Origin of the sequence: Caballeronia sp. LjRoot31 (genome assembly GCF_964253885.1) — a bacterium.
GTDB lineage: Bacteria > Pseudomonadota > Gammaproteobacteria > Burkholderiales > Burkholderiaceae > Caballeronia.
This window is the reverse complement of record NZ_CAXURX020000002.1, coordinates 91,626-107,997: the sequence shown is the minus strand read 5'-3', so window position 1 is coordinate 107,997 and position 16,372 is coordinate 91,626. Positions and strand designations below refer to the sequence as shown.

The following is a 16,372-nucleotide window of genomic DNA, read 5'->3' as shown; positions in this document are numbered from 1 at the left end:
CGTCGCGGAGAAGACAATGCAATTAGCTACGAAGAAAGCGCAGCCATTTATTGGCGGTGACTTCCAAAGAATTGATGGCCCGCTCAAGGTAAGCGGCCTCGCGACGTACACGTCGGATTTCACCTTGCCCGGGATGCTCTACGCGGTGCCCGTTTGCGCGACGATCGGCAAGGGACGCGTGACGCGGCTCGACACCGCTGCGGCCGCGAAAATGCCCGGCGTGAAAGCGGTCTTCACACGCGAGAATATCGGCAAGTTCTATCGTATCGGCTTCGCCTCTGATGCGAGAATCGATGAGAAACGCCCGCCGTTCGAGGATGACAACATCTACTACTACGGCCAGTACATTGCCGTGGTGGTGGCCGATACCTTCGAGCAGGCAACCGCGGCGTCCGGTGCGGTGAAGGTAAGCTATTCGACGAACCCACCCGATGTGCGCACGGAGATGTCGGCGGAAAACACGCCTTCGGTCGATACACAACGAGGCGACGTTGACACCGCTTTCGCCAATGCGCCCAATGCGCTCAAGCTCGATCAGACCTACACCACGCCGATCGAAACGCATAACCCGATCGAACTGCACGCGACCGTTGTCGCATTCGACGGCACAAATTATACGTTCTACGAAACATCGCAGTCGATTGTGAACCAGCGGCAAGTCATGGCGCTGATGCTCGGCGTGTCGGAAGATCAGGTGCGCGTCATCATGAAATACCTTGGCTCCGGGTTCGGCGGCAAACTGTTTCCGTGGTCGCACTCATTGCTCGCAGGCGCTGCGGCGCGCAATCTGCAGCGCCCGGTCAAGCTGGTGGTAACCCGCGAGATGATGTTTCACAACGTAGGCCACCGTACCAGCACACAGCAGCGCATGCGTTTGTCGACCACTCCCGATGGGCATTTCACCTCGTTCCAGCAAGACTATATCTATCAGACGGCTCGCCGGGAAACACGTAAAGAGAACTGCGGCGAGACAACGGGCTATCTGTACAGCTCGCCTAACCTGCGCGTGACTGCCGCCTTTGCACGCCGGGACATCGCGCCCAGCACGTCAATGCGCGGCCCCGGCGCGGTTCCGGGCCTGTTCGCAATCGAGTCGGCCGTCGACGAACTCGCCATCAAGCTCAACGTCGATCCGCTCCACTTGCGGCTGATCAACGAGCCCACGATGGACGAGAGCCGGAATGTGCCGTTCTCGTCGCGGCATCTTAAGGAGTGCCTGACGCTCGGCGCCGATAAGTTCGGCTGGTCGAACCGCACCGCGGCAGTCGGTTCAATGCGCCGTGACGGCCTGGTGCTCGGATGGGGCATGGCAGCGGGGTCGTGGGCGGCGAGGCGATTGCCTGCGGAGGCGATCGTCGAACTGCATGGCGATGGGACCGCTCGCGTGTCGACGGCGACGCAGGACATCGGCACGGGCACCTACACCGTTTTGGCCCAGATGGTCGCCAATCTGACGGGTATCGCGCTCAACAAGATTTCCGTGGTGATCGGCGATACCCGTTTGCCGCCAGGACCGTTGTCCGGTGGCTCGATGGTGACCGCGTCGCTGGTTCCCGCCGTGACGCAGGCCACCCAGGCGGTCGTCCAGCAGCTTCTCGCGACTGCTGCCGAGGCGGACAACTCGCCGTTCAAAGGGCAGCCGGTGGACGCGCTGGGTTTCGAACAAGGCATGGTCTATCGCAAAGGGACCTCGCCCGGAGCGGGCGTGCCGTTCGAACGAATCCTGGCGCCTGCGCAGGTCAGCATCCTGATAGGCAGAGGTCGTTCCGGTTCGAGCCAGTCAGATGCCGATGCGGACAAAGTGTCGATTCACTCATATTGCGCGCACTTTATCGAGGTCACGTGGCAGCCGGAAACTGCACGGTTACGCGTGAGCCGGGTCGTGAGCGTGATCGATGGCGGCAAGATCATTAACGCGCGCACGGGTCTGAACCAGATCGAAGGGGCGATCGTGATGGGCGTCGGCATGGCGCTTTTCGAGGAGACGCACTACGACTCGCGTTCCGGCGCGCCGCTGAACCGTAACCTCGCCGACTACGTGATGACGACGCATGCCGACTCGCCAAAGATGGACGTGACGTTCCTGGACTATCCGGATTTCGCGCTGAATCCGCTCGGCGCGCGCGGGATCGGAGAGATCGGCATGGCAGGCATTGCGCCTGCCATTACGAATGCCGTGTATCACGCGACGGGCATACGCGTGCGTAATCTCCCTGTGCGGATTGAGGACCTGTTAGCAGCGCCCGGATCCGCATAAACGCCTTAGCGCCTCATTACATCGGCGGCGCGACGCCATCCTTCTCAACCACTACGCGCGAAGCTGCAAACTCGGTACCGCTCACCGGCGACGCCACGATAAACACCTTCTTGCCGGCGACCAGGTCCGTGCGCGCGGCTGGCGCGAACGTCACCACCGGCACGCCGTCCGGTACCGTCACCGTGTTGCTGCCGCCCTTGTACGAGAGCTTCAGATCACGTCCGCTCGTGCCCGTCACGATTTGATCGACGTTTGCATTCGTCATCGTGCTGTTCGGCGAAAGGTCCCACGCATAGTGGCCTTCACCCGATCCGCGTGCCGCTTCCGGGAACACCAGCACTTCGGTCGCCGTCATCTTGCCGTCGGTACCGGTGGTTGCGGCCGTGCCGATAAACGAGCCGGTCTTGATGTCGGAGAGCTTGATGTTCTTCACGGCCGTGACCGGCGTGTCCTGCTTCATGTCGATGGTCACGGTGTCGCCGCTGCGACGATGCACAGTCAGCGTATCGCCGGACAATGAGACGATATCGCCACGAATACGCGCTGGTTTAGCCGCCGGCGCCTGAGCAAACGCAACGCTGGCAAACGCGAGCGCGGCAACCGATACACCGAGTTTCAAACGCAATGATGTGGATGAGGAAATTGACATGGAGGCTCCAGTTTTAGTATTTGACGCGAGAAAATTCAGGCACCACCGAACCAGTTGTAACCCTGGTTCTCCCAGTAACCACCGGGATATTCGTTCGTCACGGTAATCGAGACGATGTGCTTCGGGTTCTTGTAGCCAAGCTTCGTCGGCATGCGCAGCTTCATCGGGAAGCCGTATTTCGGCGGCAAGACCTGCCCGTCGTACGTCAGCGTCAGGAGCGTCTGGGCGTGCAGCGCCGTGGGCATGTCGATGCTGGTTGAATAGTTATCCGCGCAATGGAACGCGACGTATTTGGCCGTGGTGTCGGCGCCGGAACGCTTGAGGAAGTCGGAGAAACGCACACCGCCCCACTTGCCGATCGCACTCCATCCTTCAATGCAGATGTGCCGCGTCACCTGGCTTTCCTGCGGCAACGCACGCAGTTCTTCAAGCGTCCAGACGTTCTTGCCCTTCACCAGTCCACCGACCGGCAGCTTGTACGTAGCTGCATCGACGAGCGGTACATCGTCGATGTCATAGAACGCGTTGAACGGGAACGGCCGCGTGATCATCGACTCGGGATAGGTCGGCGCGAGCTTGTTCGGATCGAAGAGGAAAGCTTGCGCTTCGTCGTTGAAACGCGACATGGTCCGCAGCACGGTGTTGACGGATTTATCGTCGGAAATATTGCACCCCGACAGCAGCATGAGACCGCCAAGCGACAGAATTCGCTTGCCGAAAAGACGCCGTGCCGGCGCCTTCAATTCGTTGCGCGCGTCTTTGAGGATGTTGTCGACATCGAGCTTCGCGTTCGCGGCAATCAGTTCGCTCTTTCTGTTCAGCATGGTTCAGCGGCCCCGGATCATCAGCAACAACGAGCGTGGAACGAGCGCGACCATCACCACGTGCAACACGAAAAATGCCACCAGGAAACTCATCGCGAAGAAGTGGACCACGCGGGCGTTGTCGTAACCGCCCATGAGATCGCGCAGCCACGGGAATTGCACCGACTTCCAGACCGCCAGGCCCGACAAAATGACGACCACAATGTCCACGATCACCGCCAGATACGCAGCCTTCTGCACGGCGTTGTAGTGCGTGAGATCGTCATGTTTGAGCTTGCCGGTCAGCGCGGCGCGCAGATCGCCAAACAGGCTTTTGATGCTGAGCGGAAACAGCTTGCGGCGGAATCGTCCGGAGATGATGTTCATCCCCACGTACACCAGGAAGTTCGCGACCAGCACCCACATGGCCGCGAAATGCCACAGCAGCGCGCCGCCCAGCCATCCGCCCAACGTGATGCTCGGCGGGAAAACGAACGAACGAAAAATCGGCGAGGCGTTATAGACCTGCCAGCCGCTCGTCACCATCACCACGACCGCCAGCGCATTGATCCAGTGCGTAATGCGAACCCAGCCGGGCTGGGTGATGGCATGAGCCGGAAGTTGAGTCGAAGATGGGTTCAAGCTCGTCTCGTGGTGGATGGATCGAACAGGGAGCGAGATGCTGTAGCTCGAGGATTCAGGGGTCTTGATGGACACATGGCCGCGTTGCACGGTGCTACGCGCGCGGCCTCGTCTGGATTGCATCTTAGCGACCGCACGCTGATCTGCGCATGACGCGTTAATGACTTTTTTGTCATCTTTTCCGCGCGTCGTGGCAGGTGGATAGAATGGGCCTTGTTTCTCACGCAAACCCTCACGCAAAGCGAAGCGCCCGCAGCATGACCATCCTGGTTATAGAAGACGACCGCAAGACCGGCGACTATCTGAAGAAGGGACTCACCGAGTCCGGGTATCAGGTCGACCTGATCCGCAATGGCGCTGATGGCTTGCATCAGGCGCTGGCCCATCCGTACGAGCTGATCGTGCTGGATGTGATGCTGCCCGGCCTGGACGGATGGCAGATCATGCAGGCGTTGCGCGCGAAGCGCGACCTGCCAGTCATCTTCCTGACCGCGCGCGATCATGTCCGGGACCGTATTCACGGCCTCGAACTGGGCGCGGACGATTACCTTGTCAAACCCTTCTCGTTCACCGAACTCGTGCTGCGCATCCGTACGTTGCTGCGGCGCGGCGTAGTACGTGAGTCGGATGTATTCCAGGTCGCGGATCTTCACGTCGATGTCCTGCGCCGACGCGTGACGCGCCAAGGCATGGACATCGCGTTGACGAACAAGGAATTCGCGTTGCTCCACCTCTTCTGCAAGCGGCAGGGCGAAGCGTTGTCGCGGACCTTGATTGCATCGGAAGTGTGGGACATGAATTTCGACAGCGATACCAACGTAGTCGATGTCGCCATCAAACGCCTGCGCGCGAAGCTCGATCAACCCTTCGATATCAAGCTGATCCACACGGTGCGCAGCATCGGTTATTCGTTCGGTGCATCCGGGGATTCGCATTGAGTCCGCTATGGCGTTCGCGTTCGCTGGTCGTCCGGATCACCTGCCTGTTCGCGCTGATCGTGTGCGTGGTGGTCAGCATGGTCGGAGGGTCGCTGTATCATGCGACCAGCGCTACGCTGTCCACGCGCGCCGATTACCAGTTGATCGGTCGGGTCGAACACTTTCGCTCGCTGCTGCACGATCTCTACACCATCAAGGAAATCGAAGCGCGGCCCAAGCTGTTCGAAACCATGCTCGGCGACAGTCAGGACGTGATTATTTTCCAGCGCCCCGGCCTCGCGCCGTTCATCAGCGTGAACCCGGAAAACATGCCGTTGCCGCCGCTCGTCCCGGTGCCCGTGCAACGCGCCGTTAATCTCGACGCGCTCTATGAAGGAACGCGCCGGGACGGTGTGCGCATGCGCTGGGTTGCAGCGCAAGCCCAGGTCGGCGACAGCGGCGAAGTCATCGAGATCATCGCGGCGCACGTGATGACCCAGGAAGCGCGGGTTCTCTCGACATATCTCGTGCGGGTCTGGATCAACGTGGTCAGCGCGGTGCTGATCACCGCGCTGCTCGCCTGGTGGGTATCAAGCCGTGGTCTTGCGCCACTGCGAAAAATGGCCGACAGGGTCGCCGGAATCACGCCCGACACCTTGTCCGCGCGACTCGATATAGAAAACACGCCGACCGAACTGCAAAGCCTCGCGATGTCGTTCAACGCCATGCTCGACCGCCTGGCGACCGGTTATGAACGGCTGCTGCAGTTCTCCGCGGATCTGGCGCATGAGGTACGCACGCCTATCGGCGTACTGATCGGACAGACGCAGGTTACGCTCGCGCATACGCGCAACGAGAGCGAATACAAGAGCGTGCTGGAGTCGAATCTGGAGGAGCTGGAGCGGCTTGGACGCATTGCGCAGAACATCCTGTTTCTCGCACAGGCGGATCACGAGCGGCAGGACATAGAGCGCACGCCGCTGAATATTTGCGAGCAACTGGAAACCATTGCGACGTACTTCGAAGGACTCGCCGACGAACGCGATCTCAGCTTCGAAGTGCATGCCGAAGGCGAGATGCGCGCCAACGCGATCATGTCCCGCCGCGCGATCAGCAACGTGGTAGTCAACGCGGTGCGCTATGCCGAAGCCGGCACCACGATCCGGCTGACCGGCAGAGAGGACACGCAGCACGGGGCGATTATCGTGATCGGCAATCAGGGCATGCCCGTCGCGCCCGACGATCTCGCGCGCCTGTTCGACCGTTTTTATCGCGGCGATACAGCCCGCAGCGAGTTCACGGAATCGAGCGGCTTGGGGCTTTCCATTGTGCAGGCGATCATGCGGCTGCACGGCGGCTCGGCGTCGGTGAGTTGTTCGGCGGACGGCTGGATCGAATTCACGCTCCGGTTCGCCGCCCCGCCGCATCCAGCCCCGGCACATTTAGCCGCACCTACGCCACCGCGCCAGCCTTGAGCGCCAGTTCCTGACGTTCGGCCAGCAGGCCGTGAATCTGCGATACGACCGCCGCGCCCTCGCCCACCGCCGCCGCCACTCGTTTGGTCGACGCCGAGCGCACATCGCCAATGGCAAACACGCCCGGCACGCTGGTTTCCAGCGAGGTCGAGCCGTCCGCGTGGCCGGCATGGGCAGCAGGTCCTGTCAGCACGAAACCCTTGCCGTCGGTGTTGACATTGCAGCCGCGCAGCCACGCCGTGTTCGGGTTGGCGCCGGTGAAGAGGAACAGATGCCGCGCGTCGAGCGTGAGCGGACCGTCAGGCGTCTTGCAATGCACGGCGGCGAGCGTCCGGCCATCGCCTTCCAGCGACTCGATCTGCGTGCGTGTATGCACCGTCACGTTCGGCAATGCCGCGATCCGGTCGATCAGGTACTTCGACATGCTGAGTTCCAGCCCCGGTCCGCGGATCAGCAGATGCACCCGCGCCGCGTGCGAGGCGAGATACACCACCGCTTGTCCGGCCGAATTGCCACCGCCCACCAGCACGACTTCCGAGCCCTTGCAGAGCTTCCCTTCGACCGGCGATGCCCAGTAATACGTGCCATGCCCTTCGAACTTTTCGAGCCCGACAATATCCGGCCGCCGATAAGCCGCGCCCGTCGCGATCACGATCGTATGCGAGCTCACGCGCTGCCCGTTCATCAGCTCGATCTGGATCGGCATGCAGTCGCAGTGAAGCGACTTGATCTCGGTCGGAATGGCGATGTGCGCACCGAACTTCTGCGCCTGCACGAACGCGCGCCCGGCCAATGCCTGACCGGAAATGCCGGTCGGAAAGCCGAGATAGTTTTCGATCCGTGAACTTGCGCCGGCCTGGCCGCCGGGCGCGCGGCAATCGAATACCGCCACCGACAACCCCTCGGACGCCGCATACACGGCCGTCGCCAATCCGGCCGGCCCGGCGCCGACGACCGCGACATCGTAGATATGCGCCGGATCGAACTCCGGCAGCCAGCCGAGTTGCGACGCGAGCTGGTTTTCGTCGGGCGCGCGCATCACCGTGCCGTCGGGACAAATGACAAGCGGGAAATCCGCCTTCGATGTCGAGATCCGTTCGAGCAACGCAATGGCCTCGGGATCGGTGCACGCGTCGATCACGGTATGCGGATAACCGTTGCGGCTCAAAAAGCCTTGCAGCGATACCAGCCGTCCATCGTCCGACTGGCCTACGAGAATCGGCCCGCTGCCCTTTTCGATCAACCCGACGCGACGCAGGATCAGCGAGCGCATGATCCGTTCGCCGAGTTCCGCTTCCGCCACCAGCAGCGCGCGCAGCCGCTCGGGCACGATCAGGATGGCTTCGACGTCTTCTATCGCGTGACCATCGACCAACGCGGGCTTGCCTGACAACTGGGCGACTTCCGCCAGGTATTGCCCGGGCTCCGCCTCGGTCACCAGATGCACGTGGCCCAGTCCGTCGCGCCGCGTAATCCGCACCCGGCCGTTCAACAGCACGAACATGCCCGGGCCGGGCACGCCGACTTCGAACATGAGTTCGCCCGCGCGCCAGTACTGCACGTTGCCGAAGCGCCGCATGCGGTCGATTTCCTCGACCGTGAGATACGGGTACATCTGGTGCTTGCGGCTTTGGAGCGGCGAGAACGGGGCGTCGGCCGCGGCTTCCGTCGGCGCCATGCTGATCGTGTCGTTCATGATCGCGTTGAGATCTTCCGACACAGGCTGCTCACCGTCACGCCATTCCGCGTGACCGTGGCCGTGGTCAGGCGCTTCGTTGATCCCTTCGGGCGTAGTACTCATGCGTGGCGATCTCCATGCAGGTAGACGGCGTCATGCAACGCGCCTTTGTCGGCGGACGGCGCTTTCGCAGGCCACGGGCACATGGCGGCCATCTCGCCCAGGTCCTCGCGCGCGCCGCCGAAGTCGGTGAGCGGCTTGAGGTCGAGACCGGCGAGACGCCAGGCGTCGAGTCCGCCGGTCAGCGGCACGACGTCCTTGAAACCGGCAGTGCGGAGTGCCTTGGCCATCCACGCCGCCGATACCTCGTTCGGACACGAGCAGTAAATGATGATCTTCTGATCCGGCTGGTAACTTTCCACGATCTTCTGCAGTTCGCGTTCATCGGCGAAAACGGAGCCTGGAATCACGAAGGGATCAAGCACGCGTTTCTCGGCGGAACGGATATCGAAGATAGCGGGCAGCGGCTGGTTCTCCATCAGCGCATACAGTTCATCGACGGTGATGCGTGCCGTTTCCAGCGTCTTCATCAGCATCTTCCGGCGCCAGTAGCGGTAGGCCACGTAACAGGCCAGTGCGACCGCCACGACCAGCAGCGCTTGCCTTCCGAGCCGCGCGATCATGGCGAACACCATGTCGAGCTCGGCCGCGAAGATCACGCCCACCGCGAGTCCTACCGCGGCCCATAACGCCACGCCCACACCGTCATGCGCGATGAACGAGCGCGTGCGCACGCCCATTGCACCGGCGAGCGGCACCGAAACCAGCGACAAACCCGGAATGAATTTCGCGACAAGCAGCACGCGCACGCCCCAGCGGCCAAAAAAACGCTCGGTTTTTTTCACGCAGGTATCGCGCGACAAGGACAGCTTACAGATGGTCTTGAGCGTGCGGTCGCCGTAGCGGCGGCCGCCCTGGAACCAGACGAGATCGCCCAGAACGCCGCCGACCACGGCAATGCCGAGCATCAGCGCGAGATGGGGCCACAAGGCCTGGCCGTTGAAGCCCATCATGGCCACCGACGCACCGACCACGATCAATGTAGGCATGGCGGGAACGGGCAGGCCGAGCGCCGCGCCCATGACGTTGAAAAAGACGATTGCCGGACCATACCGGTCAGCCAGATCATGCAACAGCATGGGATTCTCCTGCAGGTTGTGCAGCGCTGGATTCGGGTGTGGAAAGCCTGAACGCCGTGGGCGCTTCGCGCGAAGCGCTTACTTTATACGGCTCGTTTGACGGCCTTGCGATGAAGCGCAATGAGTCCGGGAACGCAGTTGGAAGCTACGCCGGGCTGCGAGCCGCTCCGCGCAACGCCCGGCTGTTCTTGGCCGCTCCGCGTTCCTGTCATGCGCGCCGCGATGCGCCGCCGCATTCATGAAATGAGTGTAGCGCGGATTGGCGAGAATGCCGATGGTCGTGGCCTTTCCCAGGACCCGGTTCTTCTGCGCGCACCGTCTAAAACGCGTGCCAGAAGCCGCTTGTTTTCGCTTTGTCGCTTCGTGGTCACTTCAGCCCGAAGTCTACCCGCGTGGGCGCACCCTTGTCCTTGATGCCATCCGCGTTGAGGTGCGGGGCGACGATGAAGATCCGCTTGCTGTCGATCTTGCCTTCGAAATATTGCTTCACCACCGACGCGCGCCGCTGCGCAAGCGCGCCGAGCGCGCCCTCGTCCACCGGCGCGTGCTCCGCGAGCGCGGCTTTCATGTCCGCGTCGGGCACGCTCTTCGTCATGCCGATCAGGTTGCGCGGTTTCTTGAAGTCCGCGCTTTTATACGCTTTCGTGAGGAATTTGCTGTATTCATCGGCGGAAATGGGGATGGTCGACGGATTGATGTTCGGATTGTCCTCGCTCGCGTCCTTCATCTTCGCCAGCCGCACCTGCCGGTCAACATAGGCCGCGCGCAACCCGGGTTCGTCCAGCGCCGGGTCCACCCGCGCCGATATCTCCAGCGTGATCGACGGTTTGTCCGCCAGCGCTTTCGCGATGGTGTCGAGTTTTTCATTCGCCGCGTCGCTGAGCGTGGCCGAACCCGGATCGAATTCCACGTAACCGAGTTCCTCGGGGTTCTTGCCGCCGAACGCATTCGCCAGCAACGAGAACGGCGCGGTCACCGCGCGCTCGACAAGATGAAGGATTGCCGTCCACACCAACGCGCCGATCGAGAATTGCGGGTCCGACAGCGAGCCGGAAACGGGGATGTCGACGTCGATCTCGCCTTTCGAATTCTTCAGCAGCGATACCGCGAGCCGCACCGGCAGTTTGGTCGCGGTCGTGTTGTCGACGTGATCGCCGAACGTGAGTTGATCGATGAAAAGATGGTTGTTCGCGGTGAGCTTTTCGTCGGCGAGCGTGTAGTGAAGATCGACGTTGAGCTTGCCCTTCGTGATCGGATAACCCGCATATTTTGCCGAATACGGCGAGATATTCGGTAATTCGACATCGTGCGCGCTCGCGGTCAGATCCAGCGACGGTTTCGCGATCAGCGGATTCACGACACCCTTGATCGATACCGGGCCGTTCGCGGACAGTTTCGCGGCGACATCGACCGGCGCGGGCGTGGTCGAGTGCGTACCGAATGCGCCGATAGTGCCGGTGATCGAGACCAGGTTCGCGGTGAAATTCGGCTTGATGAAGTTATCGGTGTAGGTCACGCGGCCGTTTTGCAGCACGAGTTGGCCAAAGCGCAGATTCGCCGATGACGACGCGGTTTTCGGCGCAGGTTTCGGCGCTGCGGGAGCGGGAGCCGCTGCCGGTGCTGAAGCCGCCGTCACAGCGGCGGCTTGCGTGGTGGCCGCGCCTTTGTCCTGTGCGACGATATCGCTGAGATTGAGCTTGCCTTGCGCGTCGAGCAGCACGCGGCCGTAGAAGTTCGCGAACGTCACCCGCGCGGCCTCGACGTCGGCGCCACGTTCGTCGTAGCGGGCATTCAGTTTTGTCAGGCCGAGCAGCTTCCAGCCGGCCAGTTGGTCCGAATTCGCCCGGTCGATCAGCCGCACATTCGACAAGGACACATCGCCCTTGTAACCGGCCTTCAACGCGCGCCCCGCGCCTGAGAACGACGCGTCGCCGTTTGCGCTCAGCAGCGCGCTCGAGACCGTCGCGTTCAGGTTGCCGCCGAAGTACGGCTCGAATGCCGATGCGTCGAGTTGGTTGGCGTCAACGTGCAGCGCGAGGCTCAGCGGTTTCGCGGTCAGCGTGCCGGCCACGGCCAGCGCGCCTTTGCCGTTCATCGTCAGCTTGCCGTCGATGGCGAGCGGTTTCGTCAGGTCGTCGGTGACCTGTTTGACGCCCAACTGCAACGGCGCAATGTGGAGTTTCACCGGGCGCGGCGTGGATTCGTCGGTGAAGTCAGCGGTGCTGTCGTTGAGCGACACTTGCGCGATTTGATAACGCCACGCCGGCCCCGCCTCATTCGCCTTTTCAACCTTGTGCGTCGCGCTGGCTTCCGGCGCCGTTTCGTGCGGACCGGCGAGCGCGGCGAGATCGATACTGCCGTCCTTCAGGCGTTTTGCATCGATGGAAAGGCCGTTCAGCACGACGCTGTCCAGCGCTGCCGTGCGCGCCGCGACGTCGATCTTCTGGATCTTCGCTTGCGCCGACGCCAGCGTGACCGGCGCGGCATTCGCTGCGGTGTTCAACTGCGGCACGAGCTTCAGCGACTTGAGCGTGACATCGCCGGCGCCAACCTGAATGGACGGTTCGGGCTTCGACCAGTCCACTTGCAGCGGCAGATTTGCGCCGAGCGAACCATCGGTAATGCGGGCCGCCACCGCGTTCGCCACATAGGGTTGCAACGGCGCGAGCGGCAAGTCGCTCAGCGCGAGTTTCGCGTCGGCGTTCTTGCCCGGCAGCGTAAAACTACCTGATGCGTCGAGCCCGCCGCCGTGATCGAAGGCCGTCTTCAGCGTATAGCGCGCCGGGGGTTTGCCGAGCGTGGAGAAATCGTCGAGCGTCACGTTCAGGTCCGACAGTCCGAGCGTGGCGGGTTGCGCCATCAGGCGGTCATCGAAGACGATATGGCCCTGATCGATCGCCAGATGCTTGATCGCGAGGTCGAGCGGTTGCGCCGCGGTGTCGGCGGGTTTGGCATCGCTGGCGGGCGTGGAAGCGGGCTGGGCGGCCGGCTGAGAAGCGGGTGTTGATGCGCTCAGTTTTTGGAAGTTGAAGGCGCCGGTTTTATCGCGGGAGAGTTTTACGTCCGGCTGCATCAACCGCACTTCATCCAGTTGATACACATTGCGCAACGGTTCCAGGTTTTCGGCATTCACATGCAACGTTTGCGCGGCGAACAACGGCGTGTCCTGCTTGTCCGTCACGGCCAGATCCGCGAGATCCGCCGTGCCTTTGATGCGAACCACGGGGGTGTCGGCGCTGAGGGCGAAGCTCACATCGAGGTTCGTCGACAAGCGTCCGCTCTTGACCGCGACCGGCAGCGCGACCGGCGCGTACGACAGCATTTGCGGCAGGTCGAGGCCATCGAGTTGCAGGGCGATCTCCGACTCGCGCGACTCGGCAAACGGCTTTGTGCGCCCGGTGATGGATAACGGCGAACCATCGATGCGCGCCTGCAGCGACGGCGTCACGAACAATTCGGTAGTGGATTTGAGATTGGCGATGAATGGAATCCCGATCGACCAGCGATCGATTATGTGGTGCGTTTTAAGCAGGCGGTCATCGAAATCGATGCGGCCATTTTCCACGCGAATATTCGATACGGAGAATCGCGCCGGTTGAGTGGACGGATTAGCCGATGGTTTCGAGAATTTTTCGATGAGATCGGAGAAATTGAAACGTTGCGCGTCGAATCGCACTATGTGAAAGCGTGGGGAATCGATCTTGAGTTCGTTGATGATCGGCGCGAGGCGGAATAGCGACGACCATGAAGGGCGCACGATCAGGCGTTCTATATCGACAAAATCGCCGCTTTTGGTGCCTGCGCTCAGGTTTGCGGGCGCTTCGCCTATATGGACGCGATCGGCTTCGAGGCTGAGCGTGTAGGGATTAAGCGCGATTCGTTCGATGCTGGCTGGGCGATCGAGTTGCGCGGAGAGTTGTTGTTCCGCGATATGTCGAAGGAGGGGTGGGACGGCGAAAAAGCCGAGCAGCCCGATTACGATGACAGCGAGCAGGAGCCCGATCACGATGCGCCGGGTGCGTCGGGCTTGCGCAATCGAGTTTGCGCCTTTGATCAGGTTACGCCCGGCGGATGTCAGGGAAGTCTTGTTCAGGCTTGCCATGCGTGCCTCGTAGCGCGGTTGCGCGCGCCGGCACAAGCCACGCGCAGCCTTGGGATACAGGAGGAGTGAGTATACGACGCTGCGCTGGCAAATTGAACCCCAAGGGTTGTTCGTTCGCACTCGGGGTTTTGGAGGGTGGGGTTGGTGGTCAGGGTCGTGCTGGGGTGGTCGGTTCTGGGGTTAGCGGTTCTGGGTCAATGCCGGGGTGGTGCTTTCAGTGTTAGTGGTCTGCGAGAGTCGGATTTTCTCTTTATCACTATTAGCCACTGTGCGTGGCGGCACGTCATTTCTTTGTCCAAAGCGACAAAGAAACGAAGCAAAGAAAACGCTTTCAAACCACGCTACCCTAAGTGTCCACAGCGTGCAGTTTTCATTCATGGGTGCCCCAAAAGCACGGTGCTCGCCAGAGCGAAGGATGTTTGAAACCCTCCTTCTCGCGAATCCTGACACGAACACGCTTCGCCCCGTACGCTCTCGGGCAAGCACCATTGCTAAGGAACCACCACGGCCTCACGCGTCTTTTCGGTTTCGTTTTTTGGTGCGTTGGTTACGTGGTCTGAACAGTTGTTTCCGCCAGCAACGGCATCTCGCGTATTGGTACTTCCGTATTGGTACTTCATTTCTTCGCGGGTTAACTGCGTGGACCAGGCGCTTATTTTCGCCGACTACGGACTCACGCATTTTCGCGACCTCGTTTCCAGCAGGGTTGGCGACGTGGTTCGAGGCGCGTGCACATTTGGTGGTTGGTCGTCCGCGGATAGCGCGGGGTGCTCCTTGGGCAGGTTCAATCACTGGTGGCGAAGCGTGTGGGTATCGGTGTTCGGAGAAGGAGGGTTTCACACATCCTCCGCTCTGGCGAGCACCGTGCTTTTGGGGCACCTATGAATGAAAACTGCACGCTGTGGACACTTAGGGTAGAGCGGTTAAAGCGTTTTCTTTGCTTCGTTTCTTTGTCGCTTTGGACAAAGAAATGACGTGCCGCCACGCACAGTGGCTAATAGTGATAAAGAGAAAATCCGACTCTCGCAGACCACTAAGGCCGAAAGCACCAACCCGGCATAGACCCCGACCGCTAACACCAACCCTCACCCCAACCCCGGACCACCCGCGCCAGCCCCCTTTTCCGGTGCGAGTGAAAAACCAAAAATTATTGCCGCTCAATCGCCGGTGGCGCCCACGTCCCGTTCGTTGCTTCGGGCTTCGGCGCATACAATCGGAACATCAACTGAAAATCGCCATCCGGCACCGGCACCCAATTCGACGCACGCGCCTTCGCAGGCGCCGCAGCCGAAACGGAAATATCGACGGAACCATCACGGTTCTTCCTCAACCGGTCACGATCATTCAGCGAAAGCCGCAACGACTTGTCGTCGATCAACGCACCATCCTTCGTATACGCCGTCAACGTCCAGAACCCCCGCACCGGCGGCAACTGGTTCGGCGCAAAGTGCAACACATACTCATTCGCACCGTTCAGCGCGTGGCCGTCGCTGTCGGAAAACGCAACCGGCTTCACCTCATCGTCCTTCGTGCCAGTACCCGGCTGACGCCGCGCCAGGAACGCGCGCAACGTGTAATCGGTGTCGTAACTGCCCGCGCCATCGCCGAACCAAACCCAGCCGTTACGGCTGATCGCATTCGACGGCACCGTGTCCACCCGCGTACGGCCATCGGCTAGACCCGTCGCCAGCAAACCCGCATCCGCAGGACGGAACTGCACCGGCTCGCCCGCCTTCACGCCAAGATCACCCAGCAAACTAACGGCGTGCGGATCATTCGGCGCCGGTGGATTGTCCTGCATCGCCTTCGCCAGACGCGTGAAAAACGCGGTGGCATCGAGCGAATCAGCTTTGTCGCCACCCGCGCCCGTCACCACCGTCGGCGTGCTGGCCGTCACGTTCGGCCAGGCACTGCCGGCTGTCGCGGCACTGGTTTTATCGGCGGAAGGCGCTTCAATGCTCATCGCCGTCTGCAACTTGCGCGCCTCACGCACGTCGCGCTGGCCATTCACGCGCACACGAAGAGAAAGCCACACGTAGCGGGTCGGCGTTTCAACCCGCGTCACGCCGTCAGGAAGCGTTCCCGTATATCCCACGGGCACAAACGCAAGCACATTGGCTTGCTCCGCGGCCAGTCTGGCCGCCCGCGCCGCCTTCCCACTCAGCTTTTTCACCGGCACGGCCCGATCCGGCCCGCGAGGGATGCTGGAATAGATCACGTTGGTCCAGGCATCGAAGGCGCGAGCGTCGTAATAACGGCCGCGCGGCATATTCGGTGTATTGGGAAGCGAAACCAGCACGGGTCCACTGGAGACATCCAGCCATGCGGTTGATTCAAGCGTATCCACGCTCGGCCGCCCCGACGCGCCGACCGGCGGCAACGCCGTGGCATGCCGCAACGTATTCACGGGCGTCTGGCCGGGCTGCGACGCATCGCCGCCCGTGGCTTTCTCCCGTGCAATATCCGACACCACCAGCGGATATCCAAACACATAAGCGTCTGCCACCTGATCCTTGCGCCAGCCATCCCCGCTGGTCACAACAGGCGCCTGCGTCGCGCACCCGCCCAATACTGCCAAACTGCTCAAACCAGCGGCCACCCATAGCGCCGTGTACAACGAAATTGCCCAGCGTCGATTATTTTTCATTCA

Annotated in this window: 10 protein-coding genes; 3 read left to right on the top strand and 7 right to left on the bottom strand. The window is 61.5% G+C overall.

What is annotated here, in order from left to right:
• Nucleotides 1-16 precede the first annotated feature (16 nt).
• Complete coding sequence (locus tag ACSQ8V_RS18910) at nucleotides 17-2,257, top strand: xanthine dehydrogenase family protein molybdopterin-binding subunit (RefSeq protein ID WP_436206738.1); 2,241 nt, start codon at nucleotides 17-19, stop codon at nucleotides 2,255-2,257.
• A 16-nt stretch (nucleotides 2,258-2,273) separates the two neighbouring features.
• Here ACSQ8V_RS18910 and ACSQ8V_RS18905 read toward each other — a convergent pair whose 3' ends face one another.
• The 3 genes from ACSQ8V_RS18905 to ACSQ8V_RS18895 are packed head-to-tail and all read right to left on the bottom strand — an operon-like array spanning nucleotide 2,274 to nucleotide 4,351.
• On the bottom strand, nucleotides 2,274-2,906 hold the full coding sequence (locus ACSQ8V_RS18905) for a hypothetical protein (protein ID WP_436183291.1): 633 nt from the start codon (nucleotides 2,904-2,906) through the stop codon (nucleotides 2,274-2,276).
• A 35-nt stretch (nucleotides 2,907-2,941) separates the two neighbouring features.
• Nucleotides 2,942-3,730, bottom strand: coding sequence for a molybdopterin-dependent oxidoreductase (locus tag ACSQ8V_RS18900; RefSeq protein WP_436206737.1), 789 nt, complete (start codon nucleotides 3,728-3,730; stop codon nucleotides 2,942-2,944).
• Between the two features lie 3 nt (nucleotides 3,731-3,733).
• The gene (locus ACSQ8V_RS18895; protein ID WP_436206736.1) at nucleotides 3,734-4,351 is read right to left on the bottom strand and encodes a cytochrome b/b6 domain-containing protein; all 618 of its coding nucleotides are present in this window, start codon (nucleotides 4,349-4,351) and stop codon (nucleotides 3,734-3,736) included.
• Nucleotides 4,352-4,608: 257 nt separating this feature from the next.
• On the opposite strand from ACSQ8V_RS18895, the gene ACSQ8V_RS18890 reads away from it, so the two are divergent.
• Both ACSQ8V_RS18890 and ACSQ8V_RS18885 read left to right on the top strand, forming a co-directional pair.
• Complete coding sequence (locus ACSQ8V_RS18890; RefSeq protein WP_436183288.1) at nucleotides 4,609-5,289, top strand: heavy metal response regulator transcription factor; 681 nt, start codon at nucleotides 4,609-4,611, stop codon at nucleotides 5,287-5,289.
• A complete protein-coding gene (locus ACSQ8V_RS18885; RefSeq protein WP_436206735.1) occupies nucleotides 5,286-6,743 on the top strand; it encodes a heavy metal sensor histidine kinase in 1,458 nt (485 codons plus the stop codon). The genes ACSQ8V_RS18890 and ACSQ8V_RS18885 overlap by 4 nt, the downstream gene beginning before the upstream one ends.
• On the opposite strand, the gene ACSQ8V_RS18880 is transcribed toward ACSQ8V_RS18885, so the two are convergent.
• The 4 genes from ACSQ8V_RS18880 to ACSQ8V_RS18865 form a co-directional block, all read right to left on the bottom strand.
• The gene (locus ACSQ8V_RS18880; RefSeq protein WP_436207959.1) at nucleotides 6,721-8,439 is read right to left on the bottom strand and encodes an FAD-dependent oxidoreductase; all 1,719 of its coding nucleotides are present in this window, start codon (nucleotides 8,437-8,439) and stop codon (nucleotides 6,721-6,723) included. The genes ACSQ8V_RS18885 and ACSQ8V_RS18880 overlap by 23 nt on opposite strands.
• Before the next feature lie 101 nt (nucleotides 8,440-8,540).
• Nucleotides 8,541-9,617, bottom strand: coding sequence for a DedA family protein/thiosulfate sulfurtransferase GlpE (locus ACSQ8V_RS18875; RefSeq protein WP_436184897.1), 1,077 nt, complete (start codon nucleotides 9,615-9,617; stop codon nucleotides 8,541-8,543).
• Nucleotides 9,618-9,987: 370 nt separating this feature from the next.
• Nucleotides 9,988-13,722, bottom strand: a complete 3,735-nt coding sequence (locus ACSQ8V_RS18870; protein WP_436206734.1) for a DUF748 domain-containing protein — start codon at nucleotides 13,720-13,722, stop codon at nucleotides 9,988-9,990.
• A gap of 1,147 nt (nucleotides 13,723-14,869) precedes the next feature.
• The gene (locus ACSQ8V_RS18865) at nucleotides 14,870-16,369 is read right to left on the bottom strand and encodes a DUF1254 domain-containing protein (protein WP_436206733.1); all 1,500 of its coding nucleotides are present in this window, start codon (nucleotides 16,367-16,369) and stop codon (nucleotides 14,870-14,872) included.
• Nucleotides 16,370-16,372: the final 3 nt, after the last annotated feature.

What these genes read in the sequence shown, in the direction of transcription:
- ACSQ8V_RS18910 (WP_436206738.1), top strand. Translation starts at nt 17, where the DNA reads ATGCAATTAGCTACGAAGAAAGCGCAGCCATTTATTGGCGGTGACTTC.
- ACSQ8V_RS18905 (WP_436183291.1), bottom strand. Translation starts at nt 2,906, where the DNA reads ATGTCAATTTCCTCATCCACATCATTGCGTTTGAAACTCGGTGTATCG.
- ACSQ8V_RS18900 (WP_436206737.1), bottom strand. Translation starts at nt 3,730, where the DNA reads ATGCTGAACAGAAAGAGCGAACTGATTGCCGCGAACGCGAAGCTCGAT.
- ACSQ8V_RS18890 (WP_436183288.1), top strand. Translation starts at nt 4,609, where the DNA reads ATGACCATCCTGGTTATAGAAGACGACCGCAAGACCGGCGACTATCTG.
- ACSQ8V_RS18880 (WP_436207959.1), bottom strand. Translation starts at nt 8,439, where the DNA reads ATGAACGACACGATCAGCATGGCGCCGACGGAAGCCGCGGCCGACGCC.
- ACSQ8V_RS18870 (WP_436206734.1), bottom strand. Translation starts at nt 13,722, where the DNA reads ATGGCAAGCCTGAACAAGACTTCCCTGACATCCGCCGGGCGTAACCTG.
- ACSQ8V_RS18865 (WP_436206733.1), bottom strand. Translation starts at nt 16,369, where the DNA reads ATGAAAAATAATCGACGCTGGGCAATTTCGTTGTACACGGCGCTATGG.